The following is a 14,313-nucleotide window of genomic DNA, read 5'->3' as shown; positions in this document are numbered from 1 at the left end:
TTTCCCCCTTCATGTCTCTTTTCTAAACAACTTCATCATTATATAGCAGGCCGAGGACTAGAAATCATGTTGATCGAAATTTAACAAACTCCCACTCCATAATTTACTTTCAGTTAATAAAGCGTTTACAAAAGTAGGTATTTTAATTGATAAATGTAGTATCTAGCTCCATTTTTCTTGGCATATAAGCTCCGGAACGTACGATTTTGATATAAAACGGAATTTGTTCTATAGATGCGAAACGCTCCCTAATGCTACAGTAACGGCAGATCAGACATCTGTATAGAGTCTTTCTTACTCATTTGCAGATGCAGAAGCAAAAAAATAATTTACCATAACGGGAGCGTGTATTTGCAAGCCATGAGAAAACCACTTAAAAAGTCACTGGCATTACTTCTAATGTTGTCTATGGTAGGTCCGACATTTGCAGAGAAAAGTTTTGCAGCCGATCAGAAGATTCAGTTCTCTGATATTAAGGGACACTGGGCGGAAGCAAATATTCAAGCATGGGGTGATGAAGGATTAATTCGAGGTTACCTGGATCATTCATTTAAACCGAATACGTATATTACAAGAGCAGAATTTATGAATTTGGTAAACGGTGCTTTTGGATATTCCGGACAAGCTAAAATTACCTTTAATGATGTGTCTGAGAGTGCATGGTATTACGAAGCAATTTCTATTGCAAATGCGAATGGATATATAGATGGATACACCGATGGCACAATGAAGCCGCAAGATCCGATCACCCGTCAAGAAGCAGCTAAAGTGATCGCTGGCATTTTGAATCTGGAGTTAACTGAAACAGCAGCGAATGTATTTAGCGATTCATCGTCTATAGCGGCGTGGGGCAAGGGAGCTGTAGGTGGAGCGGTAGTAGCGAAAATTATCACCGGATATGCAGATGGAACCTTCAAACCGCTTAATTCCATTACTCGTGCCGAAGCGGTGTCTGCGCTCGTTAAAGCTGTGGAAACAGATGCTACTACAGCTACCAAACCAGCTAAGCCAAAAGGAACGGCAACCGTTCTGAATGTTAATCCCCCAGCAGATGAAGCTCGGTTATCCGCCGTGAAGCACGGAGCCAATGCCGGGGACGACACCTTGAAAAATATTGCGGAAACCAATCCGTTTATTGATATTTTAGACGGTTTTGATCAAGTATGGTCCATGAACCTAGCGGATTGGAGAGATGGAACAGCGGCAACTAAAATTGGAGCTGACGGGAAAAATGCAAAGTATGGAGATGGACCGACTCCATATTATGACGGCTTTAAGAATGATCCAACCGTAGCTGTTGCTGATCAGAAAACATATGCAAATGAAGAGATCCGAAACAAAGCGACTTGGGAAGCCAATATCAAATATGTAGAAAAGGTCACGCAAAATCGCACAGGTGAAGAGACATTGGCAGCCTATTATGATGACCAAAGAGATAAGATCTATAGCGTGATGGAGGGCTTTGGTCCGTTGGCTAACACGTATGTAGATATCATCAAGCCAAAGACAAACGTTGAACGAACGGTGGACGAGATGAATGTGGTATTGACCGAAGAAACAGTGGAAGATGAAAGCCAAGGCATTGGAGATTGGGAAGCAAAGACGGAACTTGCAGACTTGGTTCATTTAGTTGATCTGGTTCGATTTAAAATTCCTGCCTCATCTAATCCCTCTAAATATTTCTACTCTTCCCCTAGACCGTGGAGAATGAATTCCAATGGAGAAGTGAAAGAAGTTGTTGACAGCAAAGGACTGCCTGTATGGGAAACCTTGGGCGAAGGTGAGAAAAAAGAAGTACCTTTGGCTTCAGGCGGCACCAAATCAACAGGAGAAAAACATTACCAGCAATACGAAACTAACGTTAAGCTTATTCCTGCGTTAACTTATGTCAAACGAATCGCTGAGGATGGAAGAGGGAAAGATGGCGCATTTCCGAGCGGACATACCAGTGCAGCGTACTTATCCGTATTTCCTTTGGCATACGCTACACCAGAACGATTCACTGAATTGTTAACGAGAGCAGCTCAGTTGGGCGAGAATCGAATCGTAACGGGGATGCACTCTCCGCTTGATGTTATCGGAGGAAGAATACAATCCACAGCCATGGCTGCATATGCACTTAATAAGGCTGAGAATAAAGATGTGTTAGAGAAAGGTTATGAGAATGCAGGAGAAGTATTTGGAGCTGCAGCCAAGGAAAAAAATATGAGTCTGTATGAGTATGCACACACCGTAACTGAGGATTACACGTTCAAGAGTGCTTACGATGAACACAAATGGGAAGATCATGATGCCAATAAAGCCTTCTATAGAGAAAAGATGACTTACGGTCTACCACAAACCGGAACCAAAGGTTTGGCTCCAGTTGTACCGCAAGAAGCAGAAGCCCTGTTAGAAACACGTCAACCGTATTTAACAGATGAGCAACGCAGACAAGTATTGTATACAACATCCATTGACTCTGGATATCCTGTACTGGATGAATCCAAGGGCTGGGGTAGAATTGATCTGGTCACGGCTGCGGATGGCTACGGCGCATTCTTGAACAATGTAACTGTGGATATGGACGCTTCCAAAGGGCGCTTCAATGCAGAAGATTGGTGGAGAAATGATATCACCGGTAGTGGAATGCTCACGAAAAAGGGGACAGGTACCCTTACATTGACAGGGAAAAATAGCTACACTGGCGGAACATTGCTGCAAGCAGGAACGCTGGTAGCTGAATCTGCAACTGCTTTTGGTACAGGTGATCTGTATGTAGAGAATGGAACAGTTGTCGTTGATGTCGACGGAGCACTCAACTTAAATAGGAACTTTACCATGGATAACGGTACGTTGGAATTGGTAGTGACTGACAACAACAGTCAACTGAATGTTGGCAGAAAGCTCTATATTGATGGAGGAAGTCTCAAACTCGACTTGTCCAACTATAAGATTGAAGGTGCCAAAGATATTACGTTAATCACGGCTAATGGAATTACAGGTGAATTCGACAGTGTAACGGCAGATGGTTATGACGTGACTGTCACGTACGAAAAGGGCCGCGTCATTGCACATGTTGTAGCCAAATAAGTGAAGTAATTATCCATGATATAAAGTGAACTAAAGAATGTCACACATGCCACTTCGATGACAGAATAACCTTCCGATCATTCTTCGCAAGACAAAATTAGTAATATAGAAAAGGGCTGAAGCTACAATGTAGTTTCAGTCCTTTTTGCGTACTTGAAGAATTTAGAGGTTGTCCTCTTAGTCGCGTTTGGAACAGAGCATGAGTAGGGATTGAGCGCTAACGAATATGAGGCGTCTTATTTAAGGGTTTGAAGCACCCGCAGAAATCTAAGGAATCTGAGACACGTTATATCGAAATGTACGGCGTTTTAGAGCGTTTTTATCGAGCGATTTTGGAAAATAACGTGTCTGAGGTTCTTTACAATTTTGAAAGAGGCTGTAGAGGTAATATAAGACGTCCTGTGTTCCTTAGAGAATCGACTGGTTACTCAATAGGAACATCCAGACGGGAGTTCCATAATTTTGGGACACTGACATCCATCATCGTATAGCATGCCGAGTAAGGAGACACGACCTGATCGGTGAAAATCCAGCCGAGGGAGGGCCAAGTCTCGTATCATCGATGTGGGTATCTAAGTTTAATCATACGGAAGCGGCTGAATCGTAGGTTATTCGTCGGTGTTGGTACCAGATGTACGACGTGTATTTCCTTCCATCTCCGTAGAGACTTGCTTCGTTGGTTCCAGATCCGTATGTCCTGCGTAGGGGCGATCACTTCGAGAGCGTGTCCCAGTTAACCCGAAACCCGAAGTGAATATAATAAGCTGTAGTCCCAGTGCGTAGGGCGCAGCAACAAGTCCAATCAGATGGAGCAAGGAGCATAGCGCGATCAGCAAGGAGAGCATTTTGGTTACTGTACGTGACCTATCCCGTCGTGGGCTGGCCCAGAGCAGGTAACCATATATTATGGTGATCATTATGGAAGTTGCGCGAATCCATGGCAAGATGCTGTCCCATGAGTCTACATGGACGTCCAACATCCGCTGACGAAATATCAGATCTGTAACTAGAAACCCTGTGGCTGCTAGTGCCAATGGTTCGGCTGCAGGCCGAAGGATGGTCCATACCGCTGTGCCCCAATGATCTGCATGAGTCTCCCGGCTGAGTTCATCCGATAATACGGTGCATTCCCGTTCCAGTGCTCTGTGCATCAGTCCGATTCTGGCAGGGTCATGATCCTTAATACAGTCACGGATCTGGTCCTGTAGCTGAGGAGATAGGTAAGATGCAGCTTTGCAGGCTAACATTGCTGTTATCAGATCGTCATGTTCGTGTTCCGATCGTTCATAATTCCGATTTTCCTGGATGGTAAGTTGTCCCAAGAGGGCTGTACTTATGTATAATGTATCTCGTATCCTTCTCATTCGCCTTTCGTGGCTGCGGCGAACTTCAGTGGCAGACCATATGTATATCCCCAGAAGCAAAGCCATGACTCCAAACAGCACAGCCACAGTGCCTGGGCGCGATGTTAGATCTTCAATCCAACGTTGAAACACACTTGTTCCTCCTTTGCACCAACTTCAAGTATCATGAAACACGCTTCACGTAAGCTTTCTCTCACTATTACACAGGAAGTAGATGAATTCAAGCAGAAAGGGGCACAATTCATGGATCATGTGAGTATTGAACACACACCACCCGCAGCGGTGGAGTATCTTGCCTTACGGCAGATTGCCGGCCTTAGTGCAATGAGCAGGGAAGGGGCAGAGATTGGATTACGGAATAGCCTGTTTGCCGTATGTCTGCGTGAAGAGGATATGCTGATAGGCATGGGGCGAGTGATTGGAGATGGAGGTTGTTTCTTTCAGGTCGTCGATATTGCTGTACACCCGGATGTTCAAGGAATGGGGTATGGAAAACTGATCATGAGCGAGATTATGAATTATCTGCGTAAAGCAGTACCTGCCCGTGGTTTAGTCAGCCTGTTGGCGGATGTTCCGGCTGATCAACTTTATGCTCAATTTGGATTTGAATACACCAGCCCGAAATCGGAGGGTATGTGGTGGAGGCAGGGAGACTAGTGAACTAGCTAAATAACATATTCGGCGAGCCTTTGGATATCCAAAGGTTTTTTGCTTTACAACCATTTATTTACAGGTATAATGTAAATTAAAACCAATTTACGATTTACAAATTACGATATACAGGTGCACTCGTGAAGAATGGAGGAAATGTATATGTACAATGACCAGAAAGCTAAGTTTAACCAGATGGTGGAACGATCTGTGGAGCAGGCGAACAAAAATCTTTCGGGAGCCAAGGGAGTTGTTTCCGTTCGATTAAGTCAGGAAGAGATTGATATCATAGATCAGCTTGTATTTCTTGAATTAGCCAAAAACCGTTCTGATGCGACTGCAATGTTGATTAGGGAGGGTATACGAACCCATCAGACCTTATTGAACGAGATACGCGAGTATACGGCTGAACTGGAACGGGTAAAAGCCAAGATACAACAGACCATTCGAGATTCAGGTTTGGTTACGCGTCTGCATCGTATTAGTGATGATGAATCTGTTACGTACGAGGGAGAGGTGCGTGAAAAAGATGAAAAATGAAATTCGCAGCGACAGCTATCGAGCGGTTTTGCGCCTTCCTTCTTTTGTTGTGCTCCTTGTGGGTAGATTGATTTCTGGCGCAGGGCAGATTTTATTTTCTATGGCAACCATGTGGTATATCCTCCAATTAACGGAGTCGGCACTTGCTGCCGCGCTGATTCCGATGTTGCCGTACTTGATTTATGCATTTTTGGGCATTCCCTTGGCTACGATCAGTGATCGTCTGCCGAAAAAGCAACTTTTGATCTGGACAGATATATTGCGCGCAGGCGTAGCTTGCATATTGGCTCTTTTGTTCATGACAGGATCCATGCTTCCGTGGCATATTTACGCAGCCAATCTGCTCATTGCAATCCTTGGTTTTTTGTTCAATCCGGCAACCCAGACAGTCATCCCCGCGATTTTGCCAGAACCTGCAAAACAATTAGCTCCAGCCCATGCACTACTGAACTCTTCCTCCAAAACGATTGAATTACTTGGATACGCCATAGGGGGCATATTGATCGCGTTCATCTCCGTTCAGTCCATCCTGTTCATCTATGCAGTTACGTTTCTGCTATCCGCCATATCCATTTTCTTTATCCGCATCCCTGTAACCAAAGTAGTGAAGCAAAAAGGAGTCTCTGGTTTTGTCAAAGATAGCATGCAGGGAATTACATTCCTGTTCTCCCGTAAAATTTTGGCCTGCTGCATTATCTTTGGAGCCATTATCAATTTTGCAGGTGCGCCACTGCACATTTTCACGCCGATTTTTGCCAATATGGTGCTGCAAGCCGGGCCACAAGGCTACGGTCTGCTTCAGTCAGCCTTTGCCGCTGGCAGTATTGCAGGCTCTCTGCTCAGTGGCAAATATGCCAAACGACTCTCACTCGCTCACTGGTTTTTGATCAGTTACCTCATCTCAGGTACAAGTTTGCTACTCATGCCGATGTTTCCTAACCTGTATATCGCGATTGCGTGTTCATTTTTGTTGATGATGGGACTTGCTCTTGTGAATGTACCGCTGGTGACTTCCATTCTTTTATCCACCCCGGAAGAAAAGAGAGGACGTGTCATGAACAGTATGGGTGTCTTGATGAGTGGCATTAGTAATCCGCTTGGGTTGTTACTGGGAGGGTGGTTCATTGAAACGTACAACCCTTCATGGGTGTACATGGGGATTGGTACATTTGTTATTTGTATGGGCATGGCAAGCCTATTTGTCCGACCTTTCCGTGAAGAACGGAGCAAGCGTACCCAGCAACAAACGACCTCGATGTAGTCTGGAATTTGATGTCACATTGTGCCTCTTTTTAGTCCGAGGAATCAATAATTTGACATGATCAGGCGAAATAAATGGGTTTTATAAATAATTTATGTAAAATAATTCAATTAAAAAGAAGGAATATCAAATTTTATGTAGAATTTGGTTTATAAGAGGGGGAGACAAATGGGAGGTAATATATCATGGAAAACAAGGAAATTTTATCTGTACAGGATTTGATGGCACTAGAGGTTGAAGAGGATAACAACATGTTTGAGGAAACAAGCTTGTGTACAGTGTGCAGCTGGACCAGCTCGGAAACGATTGTTGTAGAGAGCTAGGAATTCCTTAAACGCTCTATTCACTGAATCATTTGAAAGATAAGTCTTTGATTTTCGCGCATTACTAAAATAATTGTACCTCCCCCTCTTACTTTATCCAAAAAGGAGTGATTCTCATTGAAATTCGCAAGCGTAACGCCCAGGAAGGACGCCTTTGAGAACGCTTTGGAACATATAATCCGGGAACTTCCCCAATCCATCCAATGGTCGAATGACGGCCATTGGATTTGTTTTAGACCGGAAGAATTAAGGCTTCCCGCACAGGGCTGGAAAATTCATCTGTCTGTTATCCCTGTGGAAGGAGCTGAATTGCTGCGACGCATTGCACCTGTTCTTACAGAAAATGATGTGCAATGGAAAGTAGTGAGCAGCGGTCTGAAACTGATTGAAACATCTAACGGTTCCATACCTCTCCCTCAGACGGGGAAGTGTGTCACCATCTACGCACGAGACGAAAAGCAATTCTTGAAGTTACTTGAGCTAATGCATTCATGTACAAGTGATCTGAAAGGACCAGTTATTCCTACAGATCGGGCATACCTCGGTAGCCAGTGTGTATTTTATCGTTATGGTGCATTCACTGATCGTTTCTACTATGACCGGTACTCGGGTGCAAAAGTGTATGCCATCCAGAATCCAGAAGGTAAGCTGGAGGAGGATCGAAGAACACCTGGCAGGTATAAACCGGAGTGGGTGAATGAACCTGAGGAGTTACTGCGGATTCAAGCCATGGAGAAGAATCGGGCAACTTCTCGTCATTCTAATTCCAATAACAATGAGTTTGGTATACGAAATATTCGTGTGAGACGTGTACTCAAGAAGTCCGGCAAGGGAGGAGTATTTCTCATCTCTGACACATCCTATGAACAGGCTGTCATGAAAGAAGCGGTCTACCGCATGCGTGTAGACGGTGGTGGGCGCTCTGCTCATAACTATTTGGATAATGAATATCGCGTGCTTAATCTGATGAAGGATACGGGGGTTACCCCAAGGCCGCTTGATCTGTTTAGTACTGAAAATAACCGCTATCTGATTCTGGAGTATTTTGAAAGCATCAGCTTGCGTGAATATATCCATCGCAGACATGTAGCCGCAGATTACAACCGGGCGGATATGCATCGGATGGGTATACATATCCTCGATATGGTGCAGCAATGTCACGATAAAGGAATTGTGATCAATGATTTGACGCCCAACAATATTGTTGTGCTGACGGACGGAAGTGTACGCCTGATTGATCTTGAACTGGCTTATGTCAGAAGTGATGAGGGTCAGGCCGATCCATTGACCGGTCATACTCCGGGCTATGTGCCACGGGGACGTGAGCACAGCAGGCGATCCAGTTATGCGGATGATCTGTATGCACTGGGAGGTGTCTTCTATTACATGGCTTCATCCATCGACCCCTATCTGAAATATCGGCAATCCCATCTGGAAGCTGCACAGGCTTATCTGGATCATCAGAGTAATACACAGCTTCGTGGCTTGGGAAGTTTGGGCATCGAGATCATGTCTGGCGGACATGTGGAGTTATCAGAAATTCGTGAAACACTGGTTGAATTGCTGGAGCAGCAAGAGGTCACTTCAGGAGAAAGCATGGATGTAATAGAGAAGGATGAATGCAATATGGAGCCAGAAGAAGTACTCCGTCAGGCCGAGCGTATGGTAAACACGCTGTATACTTCTCTTGATTTTAATAACCCCTTGCAACTGTTCCCGGAAAACAGCATGAGCAAGATGTTTCATCCGGCGAATTTCAACTTTGGCTGGACAGGGATGATCTTTGGTTTTAATCAGCTTGGTCAGATTACACAAAACAGACAATACCATCAATATGCACGTGAAGTATTGGAATGGATTTTGACGAATCACCCTTACGTTCCAGATGAGACACCTGTAGCATTATACTTTGGATATGGCGCTGTTCCCTGGGCAATGGCAGAGACGGCTGAACGAATAAATGATCCATCGTTGCTTCGACGTGCAGAGGATCTGGCATTGGAAATCACCCGGCATGAGCCAGTACAGACCAATATTAGTCATGGAGCGGCCGGGTTGGGATTGATGCTGCTTGAAATATACCGTATTGGCGGCCGCCCTGAACTTCTGGCAAGAGCAGAGGAACTGGGTGTTTATATTTTGGAACAAGAAGAGCAGACAGATGAATCATTGAGTTTGTGGAAAGTGAAGGATAAATCGGACAAAAAAGGCCATCATTCCCTTGGATTCTCTCATGGCATCGCAGGCATCGGATATTATTTACTTGCCTTGGCGGAGCGTACAGGAAAGGAAGCGTACTATTCTGCTGTGAAGCGGATTGTAGATACACTTGATCGTACGAGTCATGGAGGACAGAATGGCGTGAGCCTGTGGCCTGCATCCCCGGAAAAACCGGATACACTCTGGGTACATTGGTGTAATGGATCGGCGGGTATTGGTCGATTTTTGATGGCAGCAGCTGATATTTTGCAAGATCCCCTCTGTACCAGACTTGGTCTTCAAGCAGCGGATGCAGTGGCACAGGCAACGGTATTTGCTTCCTTTGGGCAGTGTCACGGAATTGCAGGCAATGGAGATTTTCTGCTCTTGGCTAACCGCAAGTTTCCAGGCAGATATGAAACCAAACTAGCGGAGTATACACAGAGCTTGTATGTATTGCGAAGTGATCCACAGGAAGACATATGGATGTGGCCTCTGGAGGACATGGAGTCCTTCTCCCCGGATTATATGACCGGTTATATGGGGATCTATACCTTCCTGCTACGCCGGTTTTATCCGTCTGTTGCATCCGAACCACTGGTTTATTCAGGTTTCGATTATAACAGGGAGGGGAAAGCGTATGATGCTAACATCCATATCTGATATCCTGCCACAATGCCAGCACGAATCAGGGAAGACGGGTGATCGCTATTATGCAGTTGAGCCTGGAAATGACGAAACCCTATCTTCGTTCATGATGATTGATCAGGGTGAGGGGCAGTATACATTGGATTTATGGAGTGAAGCACATTCCAATCTTTATTGGAAAGATCGGATGTCATCCGTTTTGGATAAAATCACATGGTCCTCTCTATATGCAACTGCTCCTGCCTCATTTCCGTGGGAGAAGCTTGGATACCGGGCGGACGTTCTTGCCCATCGGTATCGATTTTTCGGCAAGTTGAAGGACGTTCCCGTGCCGGCTATGCCACATGAAGACGCGGTTTGGATGTCTTCGGAGGGGCAGGCGGATTCCCTTGCACACTTGCTCCAGGCCAGTGATTCTACCTGTCCAAGTTGGGAAGCTGCTCGTCAAGCTATCGGGGATATTTATCAGGGGGTATATGGCAAGTTGCTGAAAGGTTCCGGGCTTGTGGAACTGGAGGGAAATAAGATTGGGGGCTGCCTGTTAAGCGATGAGTTTGGCAGTGTACTCCTTGCTCATATATTCACAATACCAGAAGCGAAACGTCAAGGATGGGCCCGTTGGCTTGTTGCATATGGCCTCCATCGGTGCAGTTCAGATCCGGATCAGCGAATTAAAGCTTCACTTGATGCAAACAACCGGGGCAGTTATCAATTGATGACGGCGCTGAATTTACAAAAGGTGCCTGAACTTATACACGTATGCCGAATCACGAAAGAGAGTGAACGTTCATGATGCCTGTCTCACTGGAAAGTACCGATTATCATGATCTGAGAAGTAAATGGTTTCGTGTGAGTCATGAACCTGGATTGTTTGTCGTTGAAGGTACATCAGATGCGGTAAAACATGAAATTCACAAACTGAGAACGCATTGGCAGGATAAGGCTATACAAATTGCTGTTGGTGATCCGTATGCTACTCTCCCGCTGATCTATCAACTAAATCCATTTCAGCCAATAGATGATCTTGTGGCATGTAAAAATGCGTTATTGAGATTCCAAAGATCAGGGTGGGCGCCTGGTAATCGGAAATGGGTTCTGGTTGAAGTATCTTCCTACCTTCACCATGCGGATCTGGGAGCCATCCACTATATCCTGTATCGACAGAAGCTAAGGGGAGTAAGTGTAGTGCTTTTTTTTCATCGATATCCAACCATAGCGAGTAATCCTGAGGACATCCCCAAACTTCCTGTATCTATTGTCAGGGATACGCCCGATCAGACCCGACGTTTGCTGGAAGAACATCTACAAATGGTAAGTAAGGATAAAGGGAAGGAAAAAGAGGCCGCATTGGCGCTCTACAATAGGCTCGCATGGGTTTTGTTGTCCAAATCGGCTGATCCGGCCCGCTACACGTCCTGTTTTCATTTTTTCGACCATAATTCGTTATTTCAACGGTTGTCGGCAACACAGCAGGCAGTACTCTGGTTTGAGTTGGGTCAGCTGTTGACCAAAAACGGGAAGCATTATGCTGAAGCACGACACTGTTATTCGAAAGCTCGTGAAATCATTGCCCAAGAAGAGCTAACTGAAACGTATCGTACTGGGAAATGGGCTGCGCTTGATAATGGTGAAGCATTAATTGAGATGCAGGAGGGCAATGTAGAACGCGCAATTACGTTGGAGCAACAGGCGGGTCAGCGTATACGCCAGCTTCCTGATGGACCGGATAAGCGAGTTTTTCAGATTCAGACACTACTAAACATTGCGGGCTTGCAGCTCCGGGCAGGTCACTATGCAGAGGCAGGTAGGACGTTGCTGGCTGCGGAGAAGTTATGTGTGGATGCGTATGTAGATTGGCTGGGGCATGTACTGCAATTAAAAATGATACTGCATCAACAGCTCGGTGAGCAGGAGCAGGAATATGAACTATTGATTCAATTGTTACGCATGAAGACAAACACTATCCATTCCAAACTGCTTGGTCGTGCCGTGGAAATCGCTGGCGCGCTGATTACTCAAGGATCAGAGGAACGGGCATCCCGGGTGTACCGTCTATTGATGATGGGGCTGCCGGTTGCCAGTCTGCCACAGATCAGATTGATTCGGGAAACATTAGGCAGACTGGGGAGCGTTACGCCCCTAGATGCATACACACAGGACCAGTATATCAATAAACTGGAATCGCAGTTGGAGGGATGGGAGCAGTTAAAACACTGGAATGAGAGGAGGAAATCCGGTTGGGCTATCCATTCTTGACACGAATGAGTGTGAATAAGGAACGAACGAGTATGCTCTTGGGCTATGATGACAATACATGTGAATGGTGCAGTCTTGATGATACAGGCCGGATTGATAGCCGGCAGAGCCTCTCTGAACATGGGACAGAGTCAGAGCAGCATACGCAGCATATTCAGTTTATAGGCAGTAACCAGGTTCTGGTGATTACACAGGATAAGGTGGGGAAATGGCTTCATCTATACGAGGATGAGGAGCAAGCAAGGCTGGTTCAGACCCTGTTTGTGAAGTTTCCATTTCCTGTGATGCAGGCCTCTTGGCAAGAGGGGCAATTAATTCTGCTATTTTCCATTAGACATCGTTCAGGAGCTGTCCGTATAGGTCTTTACGATCCCGAGAAGGATGAGGCGCGATGGGTTACTCCTGATCTGGACAACCCGCAATTTGTATTCTGGTCTGCATCAACACGAGAGGTTGGTGTAAACGTTGGTGGATTCGGAAGAGTGTATTCATATTCCGAAGAGATCCTTCCATCATCCGAAATACCCTATACGGAGTATGCCTACCCTGTGATGGATAAGGAGGGGGAACTGATAGCCGTTTCTATTCCTGTGGAAGATGGTTTCCAGCCTGGATGGATCAGGCAAGGAGAGGATCGGGTACATGAATGTTCAAGGGATAGCCAACCCTTTTCTGAACTGATTAGAATGCAGCTCGATCCACATCAACAGCTAGTTCTCTGCGAAGGGATAACCTGCGGCAGGTGGCAATATGTCCAATATACATTGGACAGAGAGAAGAGGTATGAGCTGTATGATTATCCAGGAATCTTGACACAGGCTGTGCTCAGCAGGGACAGGCAGGGGTTGATCGGAAAATATGAATCTATCGTACATCCTCCGGTGCCGGAGATATATCGGTTTTCGGAACAAACGCGTACGATTCCCCATTTCTCGGTTGAGCGAGATGAGAGAATTGGCAAGCATCCTGACAAGGAACCCGATGTAATCTATGGATGGGTTCGTTATGGGGATGACATGATTCCGTACATGGACATGCACCCGGAGGATGCAGAACAGGTGGTCATCTATCTTCATGGCGGGCCTCATAATTGCCTGTTTGACAGCTTTAGTCCGGTCATCAGCGGATTATATCAGGCAGGAGTGCGGGTCATCGGGCTGAACTATCCCGGCAGTTCAGGATTCGGCATGGATTACAGGATGCGCATTCAGAACGATTGGGGCGGCGTGGATGCAGATGTCGTCCAATTCATGCGGGAGAAGATGTTATCTTCCTATTCAAACGTATCTCTCTATGGGGTGAGCTATGGGGCTTATCTGGCATTGCTGGTAGCAGGTAAAAGTCCGGCGCTATGGAGTACTGTGGTTGCCTGTGCACCGTTTACGGATCTGGAAGGACTGTACGCAGGCGGCGGAGCGAAGCTGAGATCATTCTTGGAAACTGAAATCGGTGAGCTTTTGCATGATCCATCTGCCCTGCGGGATAGAAGCCCAACAGCTTATGTATCCGGGCTTAGTGAGGTGGATATCCAGCTCATTCACGGTCAGGCTGATCAACTATGTCCCGTAGAACAGACGGAGAGGTTATATCTGGACATCATGGAAAACAAGCAAATGTCTGGAGCTGTAGGCAGAATTGAGCTTCATATTGTACAGGATATGGCGCATGAGGTTTATTCGGAGCGAATCTGGGCGCAGAAGGCTGTTGATTTTCTAACCTGCAGTAGAGTATCCACGTAAGATAAATACGTGATGTTGAAGCCGCAAATGCGGCTTTTTTGGCGATATTTAAGGTAATGATATGGAAAGGAAAAGCGGTAGGGGAAGTGTTGTTCGTGGTCTGGTGCATAGTTGGAGAGCTTAAGAGAATGAACATTAACGTTTACAAGATGTCACATCCGGTTTAAGATGGCGTGAGCCGTTTAAGGTATATAACAATAGGATTAAGTATTAAAATAACGGTAAGTTGACAAGATGATATCTACAGAAAAGAGGGAATT

Annotated in this window: 10 protein-coding genes; 9 read left to right on the top strand and 1 reads right to left on the bottom strand. The window is 45.7% G+C overall.

The genetic code is table 11. The features are described 5' to 3' along the window. The first annotated feature begins 360 nt into the window (after positions 1-360). The gene (locus MHI01_RS16000) at positions 361-3,072 is read left to right on the top strand and encodes an S-layer homology domain-containing protein (protein WP_340983595.1); all 2,712 of its coding nucleotides are present in this window, start codon (positions 361-363) and stop codon (positions 3,070-3,072) included. A gap of 608 nt (positions 3,073-3,680) precedes the next feature. Here MHI01_RS16000 and MHI01_RS15995 read toward each other — a convergent pair. Continuing rightward, complete coding sequence (locus tag MHI01_RS15995; RefSeq protein WP_340983594.1) at positions 3,681-4,568, bottom strand: hypothetical protein; 888 nt, start codon at positions 4,566-4,568, stop codon at positions 3,681-3,683. A gap of 111 nt (positions 4,569-4,679) precedes the next feature. Between MHI01_RS15995 and MHI01_RS15990 the strand changes: the two genes are divergently transcribed. The 8 genes from MHI01_RS15990 (at position 4,680) to MHI01_RS15955 (ending at position 14,053) form a co-directional block, all read left to right on the top strand. Next, a complete protein-coding gene (locus MHI01_RS15990; protein ID WP_047840325.1) occupies positions 4,680-5,093 on the top strand; it encodes a GNAT family N-acetyltransferase in 414 nt (137 codons plus the stop codon). Between the two features lie 156 nt (positions 5,094-5,249). Then, entirely contained in the window at positions 5,250-5,627 is a 378-nt protein-coding gene (locus MHI01_RS15985; RefSeq protein WP_127547768.1) for a hypothetical protein, read from the top strand. Further along, on the top strand, positions 5,617-6,888 hold the full coding sequence (locus MHI01_RS15980) for an MFS transporter (protein ID WP_164783249.1): 1,272 nt from the start codon (positions 5,617-5,619) through the stop codon (positions 6,886-6,888). Before MHI01_RS15985 ends, MHI01_RS15980 begins: the two co-directional genes overlap by 11 nt. 185 nt (positions 6,889-7,073) lie before the next feature. Then, complete coding sequence (locus MHI01_RS15975; protein ID WP_164783248.1) at positions 7,074-7,211, top strand: hypothetical protein; 138 nt, start codon at positions 7,074-7,076, stop codon at positions 7,209-7,211. Between the two features lie 117 nt (positions 7,212-7,328). Further along, positions 7,329-10,073, top strand: coding sequence for a lanthionine synthetase LanC family protein (locus MHI01_RS15970; RefSeq protein WP_340983590.1), 2,745 nt, complete (start codon positions 7,329-7,331; stop codon positions 10,071-10,073). Then, positions 10,051-10,851, top strand: a complete 801-nt coding sequence (locus MHI01_RS15965; RefSeq protein WP_340983589.1) for a hypothetical protein — start codon at positions 10,051-10,053, stop codon at positions 10,849-10,851. The genes MHI01_RS15970 and MHI01_RS15965 overlap by 23 nt, the downstream gene beginning before the upstream one ends. Next, complete coding sequence (locus MHI01_RS15960) at positions 10,848-12,314, top strand: tetratricopeptide repeat protein (RefSeq protein WP_340983588.1); 1,467 nt, start codon at positions 10,848-10,850, stop codon at positions 12,312-12,314. The genes MHI01_RS15965 and MHI01_RS15960 overlap by 4 nt, the downstream gene beginning before the upstream one ends. Then, the gene (locus MHI01_RS15955; protein ID WP_340983587.1) at positions 12,296-14,053 is read left to right on the top strand and encodes an alpha/beta hydrolase family protein; all 1,758 of its coding nucleotides are present in this window, start codon (positions 12,296-12,298) and stop codon (positions 14,051-14,053) included. Before MHI01_RS15960 ends, MHI01_RS15955 begins: the two co-directional genes overlap by 19 nt. Positions 14,054-14,313: the final 260 nt, after the last annotated feature.

The sequence above is a fragment of the Paenibacillus sp. FSL M7-0656 genome, from assembly GCF_038003225.1.
Taxonomy (GTDB): Bacteria; Bacillota; Bacilli; order Paenibacillales; family Paenibacillaceae; genus Paenibacillus; species Paenibacillus amylolyticus.
This window is presented reverse-complemented; position numbering and strand designations above follow the sequence as displayed.

What these genes read in the sequence shown, in the direction of transcription:
- MHI01_RS15965 (WP_340983589.1), top strand. Translation starts at nt 10,051, where the DNA reads ATGATGCTAACATCCATATCTGATATCCTGCCACAATGCCAGCACGAA.
- MHI01_RS15985 (WP_127547768.1), top strand. Translation starts at nt 5,250, where the DNA reads ATGTACAATGACCAGAAAGCTAAGTTTAACCAGATGGTGGAACGATCT.
- MHI01_RS16000 (WP_340983595.1), top strand. Translation starts at nt 361, where the DNA reads ATGAGAAAACCACTTAAAAAGTCACTGGCATTACTTCTAATGTTGTCT.
- MHI01_RS15975 (WP_164783248.1), top strand. Translation starts at nt 7,074, where the DNA reads ATGGAAAACAAGGAAATTTTATCTGTACAGGATTTGATGGCACTAGAG.
- MHI01_RS15980 (WP_164783249.1), top strand. Translation starts at nt 5,617, where the DNA reads ATGAAAAATGAAATTCGCAGCGACAGCTATCGAGCGGTTTTGCGCCTT.
- MHI01_RS15990 (WP_047840325.1), top strand. Translation starts at nt 4,680, where the DNA reads ATGGATCATGTGAGTATTGAACACACACCACCCGCAGCGGTGGAGTAT.
- MHI01_RS15960 (WP_340983588.1), top strand. Translation starts at nt 10,848, where the DNA reads ATGATGCCTGTCTCACTGGAAAGTACCGATTATCATGATCTGAGAAGT.